Source organism: Sphaerotilus uruguayifluvii (assembly GCF_013294065.1).
In the GTDB taxonomy this organism is placed as follows: Bacteria; Pseudomonadota; Gammaproteobacteria; order Burkholderiales; family Burkholderiaceae_C; genus Sphaerotilus; species Sphaerotilus uruguayifluvii.
In genome coordinates this window covers 1-19,955 of sequence record NZ_JABSNM010000011.1, presented here as the reverse complement: position 1 = coordinate 19,955, position 19,955 = coordinate 1, and the positions used below count along the sequence as shown (strand labels likewise).

Annotated in this window: 16 protein-coding genes and 1 pseudogene; 4 read left to right on the top strand and 13 right to left on the bottom strand. The window is 66.7% G+C overall.

All coding sequences use genetic code 11. The features are described from left to right. Positions 1 to 6 precede the first annotated feature (6 nt). The 4 genes from xdhA (at position 7) to HNQ01_RS13065 (ending at position 5,932) form a co-directional block, all read left to right on the top strand. On the top strand, positions 7 to 1,557 hold the full coding sequence (gene xdhA / locus HNQ01_RS13080; RefSeq protein WP_173805890.1) for a xanthine dehydrogenase small subunit: 1,551 nt from the start codon (positions 7 to 9) through the stop codon (positions 1,555 to 1,557). Further along, on the top strand, positions 1,554 to 3,890 hold the full coding sequence (gene xdhB / locus HNQ01_RS13075; protein ID WP_173805889.1) for a xanthine dehydrogenase molybdopterin binding subunit: 2,337 nt from the start codon (positions 1,554 to 1,556) through the stop codon (positions 3,888 to 3,890). Before xdhA ends, xdhB begins: the two co-directional genes overlap by 4 nt. After that, positions 3,887 to 4,687, top strand: a complete 801-nt coding sequence (gene xdhC / locus HNQ01_RS13070) for a xanthine dehydrogenase accessory protein XdhC (protein ID WP_286180763.1) — start codon at positions 3,887 to 3,889, stop codon at positions 4,685 to 4,687. The genes xdhB and xdhC overlap by 4 nt, the downstream gene beginning before the upstream one ends. A gap of 567 nt (positions 4,688 to 5,254) precedes the next feature. Then, positions 5,255 to 5,932 (top strand): sugar transferase, encoded by a 678-nt coding sequence (locus HNQ01_RS13065; RefSeq protein WP_353621699.1) that lies wholly within the window; start codon positions 5,255 to 5,257, stop codon positions 5,930 to 5,932. A 152-nt stretch (positions 5,933 to 6,084) separates the two neighbouring features. Here the strand turns inward: HNQ01_RS13065 and rfaD are convergent, their stop codons facing one another. The 13 genes and pseudogenes from rfaD to rfbD form a co-directional block, all read right to left on the bottom strand. Continuing rightward, positions 6,085 to 7,104 carry an ADP-glyceromanno-heptose 6-epimerase gene (rfaD, locus tag HNQ01_RS13060; protein WP_173805887.1) on the bottom strand — a complete coding sequence of 340 codons (1,020 nt, stop codon included), beginning with the start codon at positions 7,102 to 7,104 and terminating at the stop codon, positions 6,085 to 6,087. After that, positions 7,101 to 8,060: a D-glycero-beta-D-manno-heptose-7-phosphate kinase gene (gene rfaE1, locus HNQ01_RS13055; RefSeq protein ID WP_286180762.1), complete on the bottom strand. Its 960-nt coding sequence runs from the start codon at positions 8,058 to 8,060 to the stop codon at positions 7,101 to 7,103. The genes rfaD and rfaE1 overlap by 4 nt, the downstream gene beginning before the upstream one ends. Positions 8,061 to 8,108: 48 nt before the next feature. Further along, positions 8,109 to 9,212: pseudogene (locus HNQ01_RS13050) on the bottom strand (glycosyltransferase family 4 protein); the annotation flags it as partial. A 7-nt stretch (positions 9,213 to 9,219) separates the two neighbouring features. Beyond that, complete coding sequence (locus HNQ01_RS13045; RefSeq protein WP_173805884.1) at positions 9,220 to 10,239, bottom strand: glycosyltransferase family 4 protein; 1,020 nt, start codon at positions 10,237 to 10,239, stop codon at positions 9,220 to 9,222. Next, complete coding sequence (locus tag HNQ01_RS13040) at positions 10,236 to 11,441, bottom strand: hypothetical protein (protein ID WP_173805883.1); 1,206 nt, start codon at positions 11,439 to 11,441, stop codon at positions 10,236 to 10,238. Before HNQ01_RS13040 ends, HNQ01_RS13045 begins: the two co-directional genes overlap by 4 nt. After that, a complete protein-coding gene (locus HNQ01_RS13035; RefSeq protein WP_173805882.1) occupies positions 11,438 to 12,478 on the bottom strand; it encodes a glycosyltransferase family 2 protein in 1,041 nt (346 codons plus the stop codon). The genes HNQ01_RS13040 and HNQ01_RS13035 overlap by 4 nt, the downstream gene beginning before the upstream one ends. Then, positions 12,475 to 13,137 (bottom strand): acyltransferase, encoded by a 663-nt coding sequence (locus HNQ01_RS13030; protein WP_217427534.1) that lies wholly within the window; start codon positions 13,135 to 13,137, stop codon positions 12,475 to 12,477. Before HNQ01_RS13030 ends, HNQ01_RS13035 begins: the two co-directional genes overlap by 4 nt. Continuing rightward, positions 13,134 to 14,462: a flippase gene (locus HNQ01_RS13025; protein ID WP_173805881.1), complete on the bottom strand. Its 1,329-nt coding sequence runs from the start codon at positions 14,460 to 14,462 to the stop codon at positions 13,134 to 13,136. The genes HNQ01_RS13030 and HNQ01_RS13025 overlap by 4 nt, the downstream gene beginning before the upstream one ends. A gap of 8 nt (positions 14,463 to 14,470) precedes the next feature. Then, a complete protein-coding gene (locus tag HNQ01_RS13020) occupies positions 14,471 to 15,613 on the bottom strand; it encodes a GumC family protein (protein ID WP_173805999.1) in 1,143 nt (380 codons plus the stop codon). A 14-nt stretch (positions 15,614 to 15,627) separates the two neighbouring features. Next, complete coding sequence (locus tag HNQ01_RS13015; RefSeq protein ID WP_173805880.1) at positions 15,628 to 17,634, bottom strand: SLBB domain-containing protein; 2,007 nt, start codon at positions 17,632 to 17,634, stop codon at positions 15,628 to 15,630. A 120-nt stretch (positions 17,635 to 17,754) separates the two neighbouring features. Further along, positions 17,755 to 18,306 (bottom strand): dTDP-4-dehydrorhamnose 3,5-epimerase, encoded by a 552-nt coding sequence (gene rfbC / locus HNQ01_RS13010; protein ID WP_173805879.1) that lies wholly within the window; start codon positions 18,304 to 18,306, stop codon positions 17,755 to 17,757. Between the two features lie 22 nt (positions 18,307 to 18,328). Beyond that, on the bottom strand, positions 18,329 to 19,216 hold the full coding sequence (rfbA, locus tag HNQ01_RS13005) for a glucose-1-phosphate thymidylyltransferase RfbA (protein WP_173805878.1): 888 nt from the start codon (positions 19,214 to 19,216) through the stop codon (positions 18,329 to 18,331). A gap of 1 nt (position 19,217) precedes the next feature. Continuing rightward, the coding region (rfbD, locus tag HNQ01_RS13000; protein ID WP_173805877.1) for a dTDP-4-dehydrorhamnose reductase at positions 19,218 to 19,955 on the bottom strand (738 nt) is incomplete at its 5' end.

Here is a 19,955-nt window from a genome sequence, read left to right as displayed (position 1 = left end):
CGGCCCATGCCCGAGATCTCGCCCCGACCGATCCGCTTCGTCCACCGCGGCCGCGCCGTTGCGCTTGAAGGCGTGTCGCCCACGCGCACGCTGCTCGACTGGCTGCGCGAGGACGCCCGCCCGCGCTGCACCGGCACCAAGGAAGGCTGCAACGAGGGCGACTGCGGCGCCTGCACCGTGCTGGTGGCCGAGCGCGACGACGCCGCGCCCGGCGGCGTGGCGATCCGCAACGTCAATGCCTGCCTGAGCTTCCTGCCCACGCTCGACGGCCGCGCCGTCCTCACCGTGGAAGACCTGCCGCAGCCGCATCCGGTGCAGCAGGCGCTGGTCGAGTGCCACGGCTCGCAGTGCGGCTTCTGCACGCCCGGCTTCGTCATGACGATGACCGCGCTGCGCGAGGCGCACGCGGCCGCCGGCACCCGCCCCGAGCGCCCGGCCATCGCCGACGCGCTGGCCGGCAACCTGTGCCGCTGCACCGGCTACCGCCCGATCGTCGACGCGGCCGAGCGCATGTTCGAGCTGCCCGACGCGCCGATCGACCGCGCCGCGCTGCGCGCGCAGCTCGATGCGCTGCAGGCGGGCGTGGGCCCTCGCCTGCGCGAGGGTGACGACATGGACAGCCGTCATCCCCGCGAAGGCGGGGACCCACGAAGTCACGTCCATGCCGGTGCAGCGTTCCACGCTCCGCGCACCCTCGACGAGCTGGCTGCCCTGCGCCTGGCCCATCCCGAGGCGCGGCTGCTGGCGGGAGGCACCGACATCGCGCTGTGGGTCAACAAGCAGTTCCGCGAACTCGGGCGGCTGATCTGGACCGGCGGCGTGACCGCGCTGCGCCGCATCGCGACCGACGCCGACGGCACGCTGAACATCGGCGCCGCCGCCTCGCTGGAGGACGCCTGGGCGGCGCTGGCGGCGCGCTGGCCGGCGCTCACCGAAGTCTGGCGACGCTTTGCCTCGCCGCCGGTGCGCCATGCCGGCACGCTGGGCGGCAACATCGCCAACGGCTCGCCGATCGGCGATGGCGCACCGGTGCTGATCGCGCTGGACGCGCGCATCGTGCTGCGCCGCGGGCACGACACCCGCACGCTGGCGCTCGAGGATTTCTACCTCGACTACATGAAGAACGCGCTCGCGCCGGGCGAGTTCGTCGAGCGGCTGGTCGTGTCGCCGTCGCCTGAGGGCACGCAGCTGCGCGCCTGGAAGATCAGCAAGCGCTTCGACAGCGACATCTCCACCGTGCTGCTGGCCGCGGCGCTGCGGCTGCACGCCGATGGCCGGATCGCCGCGGTGCGGCTGGCCTTCGGCGGCATGGCGGCGATCACGAAGCGCGCGGCGCAGACCGAGGCCGCGCTGCTCGGCCGCCCCTGGGACGAAGCGGCGCTGCAGGCAGCGCAGGCCGCGCTGGCACAGGACTTCCACCCCTTGAGCGACCTGCGCGCCAGCGCCCGCTACCGGCTGGCGGTCAGCGCCAACCTGCTGCGCCGGCTCTGGCTGGAGACCCGGCCCGACGATCCGCTGCCGGCCAGCGCCACCCAGGTCCGGGAGTTCCGCGCATGAGCACGAGCACGACCTCGCCCGTCATCGGCACCTCGCGCCCGCATGAATCCGCGACGCTCCACGTCACGGGCCGCGCGCCCTACATCGACGACCTGCCCGAGGTCGCCGGCACGCTGCATGGCGCGCTCGGCCTGTCGCCGCTGGCGCACGGGCGGCTGGTCGCGCTCGACCTGGCGAGGGTGCGCGCGATGCCCGGCGTGGTCGCGGTGCTGTCGGCCGCCGACATTCCCGGCGTCAACGACTGCGGCCCGATCGTGCACGACGACCCGATCCTGGCCGAGGGCACGGTGCACTGGCGCGGCCAGCCGATGTTCCTGGTCGTCGCCCGCACCCGCGGCGAGGCGCGGCGCGCGGCAGCCCTGGCGGCGCAGGTCGCCACGATCGAGCCGCTGCCGGCGGTGCTCGACCCGCTGGAGGCGCACCGGCTGCAGCAGTACGTCGTGCCGCCGATGCACCTGCAGCGCGGCGACGCGGCCGCGGCCATCGCTGCCGCGCCGCACCGGCTCGAGGGCCGCTTCAGCCTCGGCGGCCAGGAGCAGTTCTACCTGGAGGGCCAGATCGCCTACGCGCTGCCGCAGGAGAACGACGGCCTGCTGGTGCACAGCTCGACCCAGCATCCGACCGAGATGCAGCACGTGGTCGCGCACGCGCTGGGGCTGGCGGCGCACCAGGTGCAGGTGCAGTGCCGGCGCATGGGCGGCGGCTTCGGCGGCAAGGAGTCGCAGTCGGCGCTGTTCGCGGCCTGCGCGGCGCTGGCCGCACACCGGCTGCAATGCCCGGTCAAGCTGCGCCCGGACCGCGACGACGACTTCCTGATCACCGGCCGGCGCCACGGCTTCGAGTTCCGCTACGTCGTCGGCCATGACGACGCCGGCCGCCTGCTGGGCGCGGACGTCGAGATGGTATCCAACGCCGGCGCCTCGGCCGACCTGTCGGCGCCGGTGATGACCCGCGCGCTGTGCCACTTCGACAATGCCTACTGGCTGCCCGCGGTCGACCTGCGCGGCTACTGCGCTCGCACCAACACGCAGAGCAACACCGCCTTCCGCGGCTTCGGCGGGCCGCAGGGCGCGCTGGCGGTGGAGGTGATCCTGGACGAGGTGGCGCGCCGGCTCGGGCTCGACGCGCTGGCGGTGCGCCGCGCCAACTTCTACGGCACGACCGAGCGCAACGTCACGCCCTACGGCCAGACGGTCGAGGACAACATCCTCGCGCCGCTGGTCGACGAGCTGGCCGCGCGCGCGCGCCACGACGCGCGCCGCGCCGAGATCGCCGCCTTCAACGCCGCCAGTCCGGTGCTGAAGAAGGGCCTGGCGCTGACGCCGGTGAAGTTCGGCATCAGCTTCAACGTCGCGCACTTCAACCAGGCCGGCGCGCTGGTGCATGTCTACACCGACGGCTCGGTGCTGGTGAACCACGGCGGCACCGAGATGGGCCAGGGCCTGAACACCAAGGTCGCGCAGGTGGTGGCGCACGAGCTGGGCATCCCCTTCGAGCGGGTGCGGGTCAGCGCCACCGACACGCACAAGGTGGCCAACACCTCCGCCACCGCCGCCTCCACCGGCACCGACCTGAACGGCAAGGCCGCGCAGGACGCGGCGCGCCAGATCCGCGACCGCCTGGCGGCCTTCGTCGCGGCGCGCTGGCAGGTGGCGCCCGAGGCGGTGCAGTTCGCCGGCGGCCAGGTGACGGCGGGCGCGCAGGCGCTGGCCTTCGCCGAGCTGGTCGCGCAGGCCTATGCCGCGCGCATCCAGCTCTGGAGCGACGGCTTCTACGCCACGCCCGGCCTGCACTGGGACCGCGAGCGGCTGCAGGGCAGGCCCTTCTTCTACTTCGCCTACGGCGCGGCGCTCAGCGAGGTCATCGTCGACACGCTGACCGGCGAGTGGCGGCTGCTGCGCGCCGACGTGCTGCACGACGTGGGCGCCTCGCTGAACCCGGCGCTGGACATCGGCCAGGTCGAGGGCGCCTTCGTGCAGGGCATGGGCTGGCTGACCACCGAGGAGCTGCGCTGGCAGCCGATGGACGGCTCGCGCGCCGCGGGCCTGCTGCTGACCCACGCGCCGAGCACCTACAAGATCCCGACCGCCAACGACATTCCGCTGGCGCCCGGCGCGCTCGACGTGCGGCTGTTCGCCCACCGCAACCCGGCCGACAGCATCCACCGCAGCAAGGCGGTCGGCGAGCCGCCGCTGCTGCTTCCCTTCAGCGTCTTCCTGGCGATCCGGGATGCGGTGTCGGCCGTGGGCGGGCACCGTGTCGATCCGCCGCTGCGGGCGCCGGCGACCGGGGAGGCCATCCTGGACGCGCTGGCGGCGGTGCAGCGCGGATGATCATGCTGCGCCTGCAGGCCGCGGCCCGCGCCCGGCTCGCCGAGGGCACGCCGGTCGTCGAGGTGCTGATCGCCGCGCACCAGGGCTCGGCGCCGCGCGAGACCGGCACGCGCATGCTGGTCACGCCGGCCGAGGTGCTCGGCACCATCGGCGGCGGCCATCTGGAATGGAAGGCGATCGAGGCGGCGCGGCAGAGGCTCGCCCGCCCGGACGCGCCGCCCCAGGAACTCGACCTGCCGCTCGGTCCGGCGCTCGGCCAGTGCTGCGGCGGGCGGGTGAAGCTGCAGCTCTCACATCTGACGCGGGAGACGCTCGAGGCCTGGACGCTGCCGCCGCCGCGCTTCCAGCTGCAGCTGCACGGCGCCGGCCATGTCGGCCGCGCGGTCGTGAAGCTGCTGACCGACATCGACTGCCGCGTCGACTGGGTCGACGCGCGTCCGGACGAATTCCCGCCGCACGATCCGCTCCAGCAGCCGCACATCACGCCCATCGTCAGCGACGCGCCCGAGATGGAGGTCGCGCAGGCCGCCCCCGGCACCGTCTTCCTGGTCATGACGCACCGCCACGACCTCGACGAGGCGATCACCGAGGCCATCCTGCGCCGGGGTGACGCCGCCTTCTGCGGCCTGATCGGCAGCGCGACCAAGCGGGCGCGCTTCCTGTCGCGCTTCGAGGCACGGGGGCTGAGCGCGGCGCAGCTCGGCCGCCTCACCTGCCCGATCGGCCTGTCCGGCATCGCCGGCAAGGAGCCGGCGGTGCTGGCGGTGGGCGTCGTGGCTCAGCTGCTGAGCCTCTGACCGAAATTGCAATTCTGATCAAGCCCGGGGCGGATACGATTTGCTGCGCCCATAGTTGCAAAAACGTCAGCTCGGCGCGCCTGATCGGAGCCTGATGTCCTACACAGGCACCAACTCGGTTCACCTAGAATGGCTCCGTCGTCGCGACTGTCGCCAGAAAGCATCACCTGCGATTGACTTCCGGCGAATCCAGTTAAGGTGACGCACCCTGCCCCCGAGGGAACCTCGAGCAGGACAGGCACTCCATCACGGGAAGGCCGAACCGCAGGCGTCAATCAGGCCTCGATCTTGCAACTCACGACTCGGCAGCCAGGGGTATCAAGGAAGCAACAGTTGCAACATTGCGACGGCAATCTCTTGTGCATTTTGTCACAAGCAGGTCGCTGATCGGCACCTGACCCCCCCCCTAGAATGGTCCGCAGTTACCCTAATCACATCTGACCCAGGAAGGAAGGCATGCATCCACACAGCGAAGCATCGATGACGGTCTTGTCGCGAATGCCTGCAACCGACTCCCGGTCAGCCTCCAGCCACCCTTCTTCCCCGCCGAAACCGGCTGCCTGCGCGGTGGCGCCACGCGACGCCGCCCCCCACGGCATGCTCGAACGCGGCCGGGTCGGACTGAACATGCTCGAGCGAGCGGCCAAGCGTCTCTTCGACCTGGTCGGCGTGCTTGTGATGCTGGCGCTGTTCGCGCCGATCATGCTGGGCATCGCGCTGGCCGTGCGCATGACGACCGGCCGGCAGGTCATCTACGGCCACACCCGCATCGGCCGCGACGGCCGCGAGTTCCAGTGCTACAAGTTCCGCTCGATGGTGCCCAACGCCGACGAGGTGCTGCGCCATCTGCTCGAGAGCGATCCGCAGGCACGCGCCGAATGGGAACGCGACTTCAAGCTGAAGAACGATCCGCGCATCACGCGCGTCGGCCGCTTCATCCGCAAGACCAGCCTGGACGAGCTGCCGCAGCTCTGGAACGTGCTGCGCGGCGAGATGAGCATCGTCGGCCCGCGCCCGATCGTGCAGCTGGAACTGGACCGCTACTACGACGCCGCCCGCGATCATTACCTGAGCGTGCGGCCTGGCCTGACCGGCCTGTGGCAGGTCAGCGGCCGCAATGACATCGGCTACGACGAGCGCGTCAACCTCGATCGCCATTACGTCGACAACTGGAACGTCTGGACCGACCTGTCGATCATCATGCGCACCGTCGGCGTGATGTTCGGTCGCAAGGGCGCCTACTGACGCCCCCGGTCATCGTCGACCACCATCGACCTCAAATGAAAAAGGCGCCATCGGCGCCTTTTTCATTTCAAGCCCGAGATGCATCAGGATGTGCATCGCAGGCCACCGGCCACGGCTTGTGCCGCGCTTAAGACGCGGCGCCGCCCCACCCCTCAGATCAGGGGGTTCGAGGCCAGCCACCGCACGTAGCTCGCCACGCCGCCGGCCACGTCGCTGAAGGCGTGGTCGCAGCCGGTGGCGCGCAGGCGGGTCAGGTCGGCCTGGGTCAGGCACTGGTACTTGCCGCGCAGGGCGTCGGGAAAGTCGATGTAGCTCACCAGGCCCTGGGCGATCTGCTCGTCCAGCGTCAGCGCCGGCAGGCCGTCGAGCGCGCGGCAGGCGTTGACGGTCGCATGCGCCACATCGTTGAAGGGCTGCGCCCGGCCTGAGCCGAGGTTGAAGATGCCGCTCTTGTCCGGGTTCTGCAGGAACCACAGATTGACCGCCACCACGTCGTCGACGAAGACGAAGTCGCGCGACTGCGTGCCCGGCGCATAGCCGTTGTACTCGCCGAAGAGCTTGACCTGGCCGTTCTGGCGGAACTGGTTGAAGTGGTGGAAGGCCACGCTGGCCATGCGGCCCTTGTGCTGCTCGCGCGGGCCGTAGACGTTGAAGTAGCGGAAGCCCACGACCTGGCCGTCCTGCGTGCCGCCCTGCGAGCGCAGGGTCGGCAGGTAGCGGCGCACCACCTGGTCGAACAGCAGCTTGGAGTAGCCGTAGACATTCAGCGGCGCCTCGAAGGCCGGCTCCTCGCGGAAGGTCTCGCTGGCGCCGTAGGTGGCGGCCGAGCTGGCGTAGAGCAGCCGCGTGCCCTGCGCCAGACACGCGTCCAGCAGCGTCTTCGAGCAGCGGTAGTTGTTCTCCAGCATGAACCTGCCGTCATGCTCCATCGTGTCGGAGCAGGCGCCCTCGTGCAGGATCGCGTCGATCTTGCCCAGCTCGCCGGCGGCGAAGCGCGCGTAGAACTCGTCCTTGTCGAAGTAGTCCGCCAGCGTGCTGCCGAGCAGGTTGCGGTATTTGGGCCCGTCGGTCAGGTCATCGACCGCGATGACCTCCTTCGCGCCCAGGCGGTTCAGGCCGTGGACCAGGTTGCTGCCGATCATGCCGGCCGCGCCGGTGACGACGACTCTCATGCCGTTTCCTTTCCGAAGAGTTCCTCGAAGCTGCAGCTGGCGGTGCCGAACTTGCCCACGACGATGCTGCCGGCGCGGTTGGCCAGCGGCACCGCGTCGCGCAGGTTCATGCCGCAGGCCAGCAGCGCCGCCAGCGTCGCGATGACGGTGTCGCCCGCGCCGGTCACGTCGAAGACCTCGCGCGCCTGGGCCGGCACCTGGAAATGCGTCGGCTGGCCGTCGGCCGTCTTCTCGAACAGGGACATGCCGTCTTCCGAGCGGGTCAGCACCAGCCCGTCCAGGCCGAGCTCCTCGCGCAGCGCGTGCGCGCGGCGGTGCAGGTCGGCCTCGTCGCGCCACTGGCCGACCACTTGGGCCAGTTCGGCGCGGTTGGGCGTGAGCGTGGTGGCGCCCTTGTAGCGGCTGTAGTCGCTGCCCTTGGGGTCGACCAGCACCGGCTTGCCGGCGGCGCGCGCCAGCTCGATCATGCGCGGGATGTGGGTCAGGCCGCCCTTGCCGTAGTCGGAGAACAGCACCGCGTCGTGGTCCGGCAGCACCCGCTCGTAGTCGGCCAGCATCTGCTGCAGCACCTCGTGCTCGGGCTGGTTCTCGAAGTCGACGCGGATGAGCTGCTGCGAGCGGCCGATGACCCGCAGCTTGACGATGGTGTAGAGCTTCGGGTCGCTGCCCAGCACCGTGGTGATGCCCTGGGCCTCGAGCAGACGGCGCAGCGAGCGCGCCGGCTCGTCGTCGCCCACCACCGTCAGCAGCGTGCACTGCGCGCCCAGCGTCTTGACGTTGAGCGCGACGTTGGCCGCACCGCCCAGGCGCTCCTCCTCGCGCGAGACGCGCACCACCGGCACCGGTGCCTCCGGCGAGATGCGCTCGACGGAACCGAACCAGTAGCGGTCGAGCATGGCGTCGCCGACGACGAGGACGCGGGCACTGCTCAGCGAAATGACAGAAGAAGGTTGCATCATACTTGGCTGATTTCAGCGCAAAGATTCTCGGAATTCGGTCACTCGTGCGGTGACATAGGCTGAGAAGGACTGGCGGAACTGATCGACCGAGAAGCGCTCTGCGTGACGGCGACAGACCTCTGGCCGGAATCCCTCAGGATGAGACTCGAACACACGAACAGCCTCCACCAGCGACTCGACGGTCTGCTCCGGGAAAAAGACCCCCGTGGCCTGCGCAGGGTCCGGCGACATCACGACCGTTTCCAGCGCACCGCCTCGACCGAACGCAATCACGGGCGTGCCACACGCCTGCGCCTCGACTGGCGTGATCCCGAAGTCCTCTTCCGCCGCGAACACAAAAGCCCGTGCGCACTGCAGGTGATGCTTGAGCACCGAGAACTCCTGGTAGCCCAGCAGTTCGATGTTCGGTGCCGCCGCAGCCTTCAGCTTGGGCATCTCGGGTCCGTCGCCGATCACCACCAGGCGCTTGTCGGGCATCTGCGCAAACGCCTGAACGATCAGGTCCATGCGCTTGTAGGGCACGAGCCGGGAGGCGGTGAGGTAGTAGTCATCCTTGTCCGCACACAGTTCGAACGCATCCACGTCCACAGGCGGGTAGATCACATCGGCGCTGCGCCCATAGACCTTGTGGATGCGCCGACCGATGAACCGGGAGTTAGCGACAAAATGGTCAACACCCGCCGCCGTCCGGTAATCCCACAGCCGGATCTTGTGGAGCATCCATTTGGCGATCCAGCCCTTGAGCCCGCGGTCCAGACCGGATTCGCGCAGGTACTGGTGTTGCAGATCCCACGCATAGCGGATGGGGGAATGCACGTAGCTGATGTGGAGCTGATCCGGGCCGGTCAGCACGCCCTTGGCCACGGCATGGGCACTGGAGATGACCAGGTCGTAGCCCGACAGGTCCAGTTGCTCGACGGCCAGTGGCATCAGTGGAAGGTAGGAGCGAAAGGCGGTGCGAGCCTTGGGCAGATCCTGGATGAAGGTCGTGCGCAGGCGGCGGCCCTGCAGAAAGCGGGTGCGGCTGACCATGTCCGGGTCGGCAAACACCGCAAACACATCGGCCTCCGGGTAAAGGTGGCAGATCTGCTCCACGACCTTCTCGGAGCCCGCCATGGTCGTGAACCATTCATGCACGATCGCAATCCGGTTCATATCAGTTCCAGTTCAGTGGTTGATCCGGGCGCACATCGACGACGCGAATGGCATCCCGAACACGCGCCGCCACAGCGGCCCATGAAAACGCAGCCACACGGTCCAGCCCTCGCTCGATCAATTGCCGGCGCAGGGGTTCATCATCGTGCAGTTGCCGGATGGCGCCGGCGATTTCCTCGTGTGCATGTGGGTCCACCAGCAAAGCGGCCTGCCCCGCGATTTCCGGCATGGAGGTCACACAGGAGGAAATGACCGGTATGCCACTGGCAAACGCCTCGACGATCGGCAAGCCAAATCCTTCATAGAAAGAGGGGAACAGCAGCATCAATGCACCGCGGTACAAGGCCGCCAGTTCCTGCTCGTTGACACGCCCAGAAAAGACCACCCGATCGGCCGCTCCCAGGGATTGGGCATGGGCCATCAGCGCAGGATCCGGGTTTCCAGTGAAGACCAGACGGGCATCCCCAGGCAAGCCGGCAGTTGCAAATGCACGCAAGGCCCCCAACTCATTCTTGTGTCCCCGCCGGTTGCTGACGCACAAGACGTAGCGATACCCTGGCAAATGGCGAACACCGTCCGGCACAAAGACCGATGACACTCCATTGCCGACCGTGAACACCTTGTCGGGCGACAAACTGAACCAGTCGATGATGCGCTGTCTGGAAAATTCGGACACGGTCAATACGGCCCGCGCACGGGCACACAGGGACCGCAGCACGGTCTGATAATAAATTCGCTTCAAAAAGCTGCTGTTCTCGGGGCGGTCGATGTGGTTGAGGTCATGCACCGTCAAAACATAAGGCATGGCGGCCCACAGCGGCGCATTGTAGCCAGGTGACAGAAACCAGGCCCCCGGCTCCCGAACGGACGCCAGAGAACGCGAAAGACGCACCGGGTCCGTCGCCGACATCGGCAGCCCCGGCGATTCCAGCGCCACATGGGGTATATGGGCCGCGATTTCACGGGCAAAACGCCCGATTCCATGCTCGCCACACCAGCGAGTATCGTAGACACACGTCATGCAAATACCATCCGGACAGACGACTCAGCCCCCAACCGACGGGACAACAGCAGAAAGACAAGCATGTAGTAAACAAAATTGACGGGGAAAATCGTGTAGAACGGCAGATTGACCCCCCCCAGCATCAGAAACGCCATGAACAGCATCATGCCCAAATAGACCGCCTTGTTGGTCGGCTGCCTAGCAGCCGACCAACGCGAAGCCACGACATACAGGGGATAAGCGCAGCTCAGAAAGAAAAAAGTGACCCACACGATGCCAAAATTCACCATGCCCTGAACCCACCAAGCCTCATAGAAAATGAAGCCTGCGGATCCAAACAGATTCTCCAGCAATCCACGATCATAGATGTCGGAAACCTTGAACGCGACATGGTCGCTGATGCTGCCTTCCTTGATTTCATAGATGGCCATCAACAGGTCATGTGTCCCCACATAAAGCAACCCCGCGAGCACGACGACGGTAAAGACCGCCGCAAAGAACAACCACCCGCGCAGCGCAAGCAGGAGGCGCGCGCCCCACACCAGTCCGATCAGGCCGAGAAACCCGATGGAAGTCAGCGACTGGGAGGCCAGAATCATCAGCACGACGAGCGAGGTGTGCACTGTCTTGCGCCAACCTGCCGGCTGGTGGTATGCCCAGCCCAGAAACAGGAAGCACAAGGCCGAAAAACCATTCGGATCGTCCAGAAAGCTTCCAAAGCGCACGGAGAACGTGCCGCTCCACGCCAAGGCAGGAAGCCGGCCCGTCAAGAAAAACAAGGCAATCTGCAGCAGATCCCAGGCGAGGGCGTAGGCGTAGACGATGCCGATGTAACTACTCATCTGCGTGATGGAGACGGGCCCTGAATAAAACACGAACACGCTGGCAACCAGCGGCCAGATGGCCGACTCGACCATGCTGCCCTCGCCAAGCACAGTCGCCTTCACAATGGCACAGATCGCCAGAAAATAGACGACGCACAGATACACCACATAATCGGCCGGCAATCGGCTTGGCCGGCAGATCAGGAGCAAGAACAAGCAGAATAGAAAAGCAAACCCGTACTTAAACAGCTGCAACGGCAGCGGTGTATCAGAATAGGTTTCGCTGGTCCCTGAGAAATTTATCTGAAATGGATATCGATAGGACAGATAAATGATCAACAGCAGCGAGACCCAGAGCACATATCGCGACGAGGTCGCACGATCGATCAGTTTCATCGCTTGGCAACCCCGAAGTGGGGAGATCGACCGAGCGCATTGCGGATCCAGCGCGTGAAGGCATCAAAACGACGCTCACCCAGGACGTAGCAAACAACAAAATAGAAATGAAACAGAGGGTATTTTCCGAAACCCATCTCGGAAAAACATCGGTACAGCTTCAAATATTCCCGCAAAGGAAGATTCAACTGGTCCTTGATATAGGGATAAAAGTAATTCGCATAATCCTTGATCACCACACCAACCAGATCAACCCCAGTTTTTTCCGCCAATGAACGAATGATTCCGATGGCGCCACCCACCATGTTGAGGCGGGCCTGCGGCGTGTAGACGCCCGGGGTGTACTTGCCTTTTTCAGATCCGCTGTTGCCGAATTCAGGCGGCTCACCGTTGCGGCACAGAACCAGGACCATGGGCGTTGAGACGGCATTCTTCTTCAGCAGGACAGACGCGGTCAGGTGCATCTGGTAATAAAGAGATCCGTCGAATTCCGTGGTGGCACAGGCGTGTGCCAGGTCGCGATGCACGATGTAGCCAGAGATGACCCCTGCACGCCGAAAGCAGAACCCAATGGCTTCCGCACCCGCCGACAGAAGTGTTTCCTCCGTGAAGTACCGAATGGTCTGGTTCACCGCATCCGGTGTGGCGTCAAACCAGGAATAGCTCTTCAGCACCAAGCCGATGTCAGGCTGTCGCCCGATCAATTCATGCACATGCGCCAGCGCACCGGGGCACATCAGGTCATCATTGCCCATGAAGAAGCAGAACTCTCCACGCGCATGACTGACGAGATTCCTGATGTTGGCGTCATATCCCAGATTGACTGGATTCTCCAGATAGACCAGCTTCCCCGGATACCGAAGAGAATATTCGGAGGCGATCTCGGCAATCAACGGACGCTCGCGCGAAACGTCTTCGCAAATCACGATCTCGAACGAATCAAAATTCTGGGAAAACAAGGAATCCAGCAACGGTCGCAGGTGTCTGGCCCGATTGTAGGCCGGGATGCAAATAGAAAAGAAAGGACGCTGAGTCATTTTATGGATTCCCACAAACCAGATTCTCTGGCGTATTTTCGTATGACGCGAGCAGGTGCACCGACTGCGATGGCAAAGGCGGGAACGTCCTTGCGGACCACCGAATTCGCTCCGATCACAGCCCCCTCGCCGATGACCACAGGACCGACGATCACGACGTTGTCGCCGATCCAGACATTCTTTTCGATGTGAACAGGCCCGCCGCCGCCCAGCAACCGCTCCGCAGGCGGCGTCATGGGCGAGGCCGACCCGGCTCCACCGTACCAGCCATGCCCATGGTCAGAGATGTACACGTGGCTGCCCATCAGCACGCCCTGGTCGATTCGCACGCGGTCGATGCAACTCACATGGACGCCGGACGACAGGCAGACCCGGTCGCCGATGACGATGTGCGGTTGGAAGCGCTGGTCGCCATAGCGGGACACGGCCTCGATCCACACCGGGCCGTTGATGAAGATCTGCCGGCCGAACTCGATGTGGCGACTGCCACGGATGTTCGCAGCCCCCCCCAGCATCAGGCCAGGGGCACGCAGCATCCAGCGGGCCAAGGCGCTGCGACACGCTACGACCAGCCGCCCGCAAAGCAGCCACAGAAACCAGCCCCCTCGTTCATGATCCAGGTGACGCCGGGCGAAACGGCCAAGTTTGCCCAGCATCATGACGATCGCTTTGTGCCGGAGGTCGTGCCGGATATGGGGGCCGCCGCCGCATCCGACATCGCATCGCCCATGAGCCGGCTGGTCAGCGGATTGAGCTGGCGGCGATGCAGCAGCACGGCGGCGGTCATGGCCACGAAGCACTCCACCGTCACATTGGCCCAGGCCGCCCCCAGCGCACCCTGAAAATGCACCAAGGGAATGAAGACGATGAAATCCACCACCACGGCCGCCACCAGCACCTTGCTGAACAAGGCATGCAAACCAAACGGGATCATGGTCAAGATGCCCATCGCGTGTGCCACGACGCTGAACAGCGGCATCCAGACAAATGCCTGCAGCACAGGCACCGCCGGTGCATAGGCTGGCCCGAACAGGCGATCGACGCACCAGGGCGCCAGCCACTGGCCCACCCCGATGACCAGCCCGCCGGCCAGCAGCAGGCGAATCAGCAGACGCCGGTTGAACGCCAGCGCCGCCACCGGGTTATCCACCACCAGGCGGGAAATGTGGGGGTAGACGGCATTGCCCACCGGGCCGTACAGCGTCAGCACCGCCTTGATCATTTTTTCGGCGACATGGTAGTAGCCGACCTGAACCGGGGTCGTCAGCATGCCAAGGAAGAAGGCGTTCGAACTGGTGTAGAGGTTGATGGACGCCGTTGACAGAAAGACATGCCAACCATCATGCAGATGGTGCATGAGCGTCTGCTGCGACGGCCACCGCAGGCGCCCCGACCGAAGCGCACGCCGGGTGTGCGGGATGACCAGCAGCCCGCCCAGCAAGGTACCAGCGGATTGCAGCCAGACCGCCCAGTGGGTGTCACCGGGCCCCTTGACCAGCGCAAAGATACCCGCCAGGACGGCCATGCGGCACATCACCTGGATCAGGCTGACCAGCTTGAGCTGCTCCAGACCCTGAAACAGCCACTGAGGAAACAGCACGTTGCCGACGACCAGGGTATAGGCCAGCAACAGCAGGTCCAGCTCCGCGCTCAACCGGTCAACCACCAGACTGGCCAGCATGATGCTCATCAGACCGGCCAGCACGAACAGGACGCGCAGCAGGGTCACAGAGCACCAGATCTCGGCCAGCCGATCCGGATCGTCGCGGTGGATGGACACCTCTTTCGGGGCGCTCAGATTGAAGCCGTAGTCGGTCAGCACGACCATGATCTGCGCGATGGACAGGGCAAATGCCATGCGGCCCAGGCCATCCACCCCCAGCCTCAGCGCCAGATAGGGCAGCGTCAGGAAGGCCAGCAGGTGGCTGGCGAGCTGCACGGCCCCCAGCGACAGCACATTCTCGATGAGCTTGCGGCGTGCCACGGAACGTCTCAGTCGGAACGGGCAGGCGAGACGACCCGCCAAGCAAACACCCAGAGCACGCTGAACAGCAAACCGGCCAGCGCTCCCCCGACCGTGATCAGGGCCCGCTTGGGCTTACTCTTCTTCTCGGGGATGGTTGCCACATCCACCACCTGGATCACCGCCCCTTCCCGGCTTTCGTCCACCCGTGCGGCCTCGTACTGCCTCGACAGCAGATCGAACAGCGTTTCATGGTATTTGAACTCCCGAAACTTGGAGATGTAGTCAGCACCGGCGCCTGAGCCGGTACCAGCGCCGGCATTGGCACTGCTGCTCTGCTGGTACTTGCTCAACTCCTGCCGCAGGGAGGCCACCACCGCCTGCTGCAGCTGCACTTCCGGCGCACTGTCAGTCCACATGCGACGCAGCGCCTGCAGCTTGATATCCGCCGCCATGAGTTCGGCATTGAGGCGCCCATAGCCTTCAGCCGCCGCCTTGGGTTCGGCACGCAGCACATCGGGGCTGTAGCCACTGGCCTGGAGCGCCTGCTGGGCCTGGGTCAGCTTGTCCTTGGCTTCATTGAGACGACTCTCGAAGAAAACACGACGCTGCTGCGCTTCCGTCACGGCCAGCGTATTGGTCATGTGGCGCAACTCCTCGACCAGCGCATTGGCCATGTCCGTGGCCCGCTGCGGGCTGTGGTCATCCACCTCGATGGTGATTAGGTTGTCTTTCTTGCCGACACTGATGGCGAGGTTCTTGGCCAGCGCCTTGCGCGCCTCGACGCGATACTCCTCGTCGTAGACCTTCAGCAAGTCAAAGCGCTTGATGATGCGGTCCATCACGGTCGTGCTTGTCATCAGGGCCACGTACTGCTCAGCTGGGTTGCGGATCGAGGCCCCCGTCAGCCCGGCCAGTGCACCCAGCGAACTCAAGGCGGCACTGGCCGCACTGCCCTGCTGCTGCGGCGGCAGGATGATGGTGGTCGCCGTGAACACGGGCGGCAGCCACCAAGCCACGCCCAGCGCGGCGGCAGCACACAGCACGGTCGTGACGACGATCAGCCGCCAGCGTTGCGCCACCGCGAGGAATAGCTCATGCAGCGTCACCGTCTCGGCCGCCAGCTGATCGGGAACCACGGGCACGCCGGTCGCCGAAGAATGGGATTGCATCGTCACGATCGGTCTCAATTCTGAAGCGTCTTCAACGCCGCGGCGCCGATGCCGAACTGGTACATGATCTGCGTCCATTCCTTCAGATCCTGGACCCAGGTGGTCTTGTTCATCATCTCCGGCACGAAAATGGTATCCCCGGGTTCTGCCTTGGTGCCGTTGATTCCGCCGACGATGCCGAAGAACGACGAGCGCTGCAGCTGGCTCAGCACGCTGCCGTTCGGGCGCAGCACGAAGGTGCTGCCGGCATCGGCGCCGCGGGTCGGTCCGCCCGCCTGGCTCAGGAAGTCGCCGATGGTGCGGCCCTGCTCGAGCAGGAAGGCGCCGCTGTTGAAGACCGATCCGAAGACGCCGACCGTGGTCGGGCGCGGCGGAATGTAGAGGCGGTCACCGTCCTCGAGCGGCAGGTCGGGCAGCTCGGTCGAACCCGGCAGCAGCTGCAGCACGATGCGGCCGGTCGGACGCACGCGACGCAGGTTCTCGATCAGCCGGGCGGTGGCGGCGCTGCGCTGCTCGAAGGTCGCGGCCTCGTCGGCGTTGATGGCGCGCTGCGTCGCCGATGCGCGGGTGAACTCGATCTCCATGTCGCGCAGCGCACGGTCGTAGTTCTGCTGCTGCGTCTGGCGCACGCTTTCGCGGGTGAACTCGGTGCCGAACATGTAGGCGTTCGGCGTGACGCCACCGGCCAGCCCCAGGGCCATGCGGGTGGTGACGCCCGGCGGCAGCACATACTCGCCCGGCTTGGCCACTTCGCCCTCGATGCGCACGCGCTTGTTCTGGCGCGCGACCGGCTGGGTCGCGTCGACGGCGCTGAAGGCGCGCAGCACGTCGCCGCTCTGCGGTGCCTGGGACTGCTCGTCCGGCAGGGCGAGCTGGGTGATGCGGTTCCTGGCGCGATCGTTGAGCCGCTCGATCGCCAGGCGCGTGCGGTCGGCGACCGCCGTGAAGCCGCCTGCCAGCGTGATCACGTCGGCAATCTTCTCGCCGCTGCGCAGCTCGAAGATCGCCGGCTTGTTGACGCTGCCGATCATCGCCACCTGCGTGCCGATCGGACCGACATGGATCACGTCGCCGGCCTGGACGGTGCGGTCGGCGCTGCGGTCCCCCCGCAGCAGCAGGTCGTACAGGTCGTAGCGGGTGACCACCTCCTGGCCGCGGCGCAGCTCGATCGAGCGCATCGTGCCGGAGCTGGTGGGGCCGCCGCTGCGCATCAGCGCATTGGCCAGGCTGGAGAGGCTGCTGACGGTGTAGGCCCCGGGCCGCTTGACGTAGCCGGTGACATAGACACGCACGGTGCGCACCTGGCCCAGCGAGACGCTGAGCTGGAAGTTACGGAACACCTGGCCGACACGGCGCGAGATCGCCTCCGGCAGCTCGGCATAGCGGGTGCCCGAGACCATCATCGTGCCGACGCGAGGAATGCTGATGCGCCCGCTGCGGTCGACGACGACCTTCAGGTCCGCATCGACCGAACCCCACAGGCTGATCTGCAGCTCGTCCCCTGGGCCGACCACGTAGTCGGCCGGCACCTGGGCGTTGTTCTCGGCCGCATCGAAGCTGTTGCGCCCGGAGAAGAGCTCCGAGCCGAAGCGGCGGATCAGCGGCGGCGGGGTCGCCGTCCCCGACTCGCCCGCCGGCTGCACGATGCTGGTGTTGAGCCGGCGCACGTACTGCTCGAACTCGTCGAGCGGAGCCGGCGCCGCCGGCTGGCGCAGCGACGTGCCCGCGCGGGTCGAAGCGCTGCCCGCTCCCGTGCGGCCGGACGCCGACTCGCCGGGGTTCTCCGTGGCCCAGTAGGCCTCGGCCGCATCCATCTGGTCCGCCTCCAGGCGCTCCAGACGCTCCTGGGCCGGCGCGGTCGCACCCGCGTTCGCCGGCGTGCTGCGCAGCCGGATCGGGCCGCTGGAGGCCGCCGCGCCGGTGTCGCCACCGGACTGCTGCGCCTGGGCAAGAGGAGACAGGGCCGCGCAGGCCAGCGCCAGGGCGCCGACGCGAAGCGGGATCAGACGGAAATCAGGCATGTGCATGGGGGATGTCACACAAAAATCTGCGCGCCGCCGAACACCGGGGGCGCGCAGATTGTAGGAGGTCGCAAATACGAGTCGGTACCGATGTCCGCTCATCAGCAGGCCGAATCGGACTCAGTCGAAATGCCGCGCGTCCGCCAGCAGCGGCGCCACCGCATCCTTGGCCGACAGCAGCGGCGCCATGCCGAGCTCGGGCCAGGCGATGCCGACCGTCGGGTCGTCCCAGCGCACCGCGCCCTCGCACTGCGGCGCGTACAGGTCGGTGGTCTTGTAGAGGAAGTCGGCCGTCTCGCTGGTGACGACGAAGCCGTGCGCGAAGCCCGGCGGGATCCAGAACTGGCGGTGGTTCTCGCCGGTCAGCTCGACGCCGGCCCACTGGCCGAAGGTCGGGCTGCCGCGGCGCAGGTCCACCGCGACGTCGAAGACCGAGCCGGAGACCACGCGCACCAGCTTGCCCTGCGCATGCGGCGGCAGCTGGTAGTGCAGGCCGCGCAGCACGCCGCGGCTCGAGCGCGAGTGGTTGTCCTGCACGAAGCGGACCGGGTGGCCCACCACCTCGTCGAAGACCTTCTGGTTCCAGCTCTCCATGAAGAAGCCGCGTGCGTCGCCGAACACCTTCGGCTCGAGGATCAGCACGTCGGGAATGGCGGTACGGATGATGTTCATGTCCTGGTCCTTCCTTCCCGGCTCAGAAGACCTGCTCGGCGAGCACCTTCTTCAGGTACTGCCCGTAGCCGTTCTTCAGCATCGGCGCGGCCAGCCTTTCCAGCTGCTCGGCATCGATCCAGCCGCGGCGCCACGCGATCTCCTCCGGGCACGCCACCTTCAGACCCTGGCGCTTCTCCAGCGTGGCGATGAACTGCCCCGCCTCCATCAGGCTGTCGTGCGTGCCGGTGTCCAGCCACGCGTAGCCCCGGCCCATGATCTCCACGCTCAGGCTGCCCTGGCGCAGGTACTCGGCGTTGACGTCCGTGATCTCCAGCTCGCCGCGCGGGCTGGGCGCGATGTTCGCGGCGATGTCGCAGACCTGGCTGTCGTAGAAGTACAGGCCCGTCACCGCGTAGTTGCTCTTCGGGACCTTGGGCTTTTCCTCGATGCTCAGCGCGCGCTTCTTGTCGTCGAACGCGACCACGCCGTAGCGCTCCGGGTCATGCACGTGATAGGCGAAGACGCTCGCGCCCGTCTCGCGGCTGGTGGCGCTGTTGAGCAGCTGCTGCAGGTCGTGGCCGTGGAAGATGTTGTCGCCCAGCACCAAGGCGCTCGGCGCGCCGCCGACGAACTCGCGGCCCAGGATGAAGGCCTGCGCCAGGCCGTCCGGGCTGGGCTGCACGCAGTACTGCAGGTTCAGGCCCCAGCGGCTGCCGTCGCCCAGCAGCGCCTCGAAGCGCGGCGTGTCCTGCGGCGTCGAGATGATCAGGATGTCGCGGATCCCGGCCAGCATCAGCGTGGTCAGCGGGTAGTAGATCATCGGCTTGTCGTACACCGGCAGCAGCTGCTTGCTGATGGCCAGCGTGGCCGGGTGCAGCCGGGTGCCGGAGCCGCCGGCCAGGATGATGCCCTTGCGAGGAGTGTTCATGTCAGAGGATCTCGGTGAGCATGCGGTCGACACCCTGCTGCCACGGCGGCAGCCGCAGGCCGAAGACCTGCTGGAGTTTCTGCGTCGACAGGCGCGAGTTGTGCGGGCGCCTGGCCGGCGTCGGGAAGGCGCTGGTGGGCACCGGGTCGATGGTCCGGACCTGGAGCTCGCGTCCCTTCTGGCGGGCGTGCTCGATGACGAAGCTGGCGTAGCCGTGCCAGCTGGTCTCGCCGGCGGCCACCGCGTGGTAGACGCCGGAGAGGTCGATCTCGCTGTTCATGGCCTGGCGCGCCATCTGCGCGGTCAGGTCGGCCAGCAGGTCCGCGCCGGTGGGCGCACCGATCTGGTCGTCGATGACGGTCAGGCGTTCGCGCTCGCCCGCCAGACGCAGCATGGTCCTGGCGAAGTTGCCGCCGCGCGCCGCAAAGACCCAGCTGGTGCGCAGGATCAGGTGCCGGCAGCCGCTGGCGCGGATGAGCTGCTCGCCCTCCAGCTTGGTCTGGCCGTAGACGCTCAAGGGGCCGGTAGCGGCCTCCTCGTCGCGGGCAGCATCGCCCGAGCCGTCGAAGACGTAGTCGGTGCTGTAGTGCACCAGCCAGGCGCCGGTCTCGGCCGCGCAGCGCGCCAGCACGCCCGGGGCGGTCGCGTTGATCGCGCGCGCCAGCTCGGGCTCGCTCTCGGCCTTGTCGACCGCGGTGTGCGCCGCGGCGTTGACGATCAGGTCCGGACGGACGGCAGC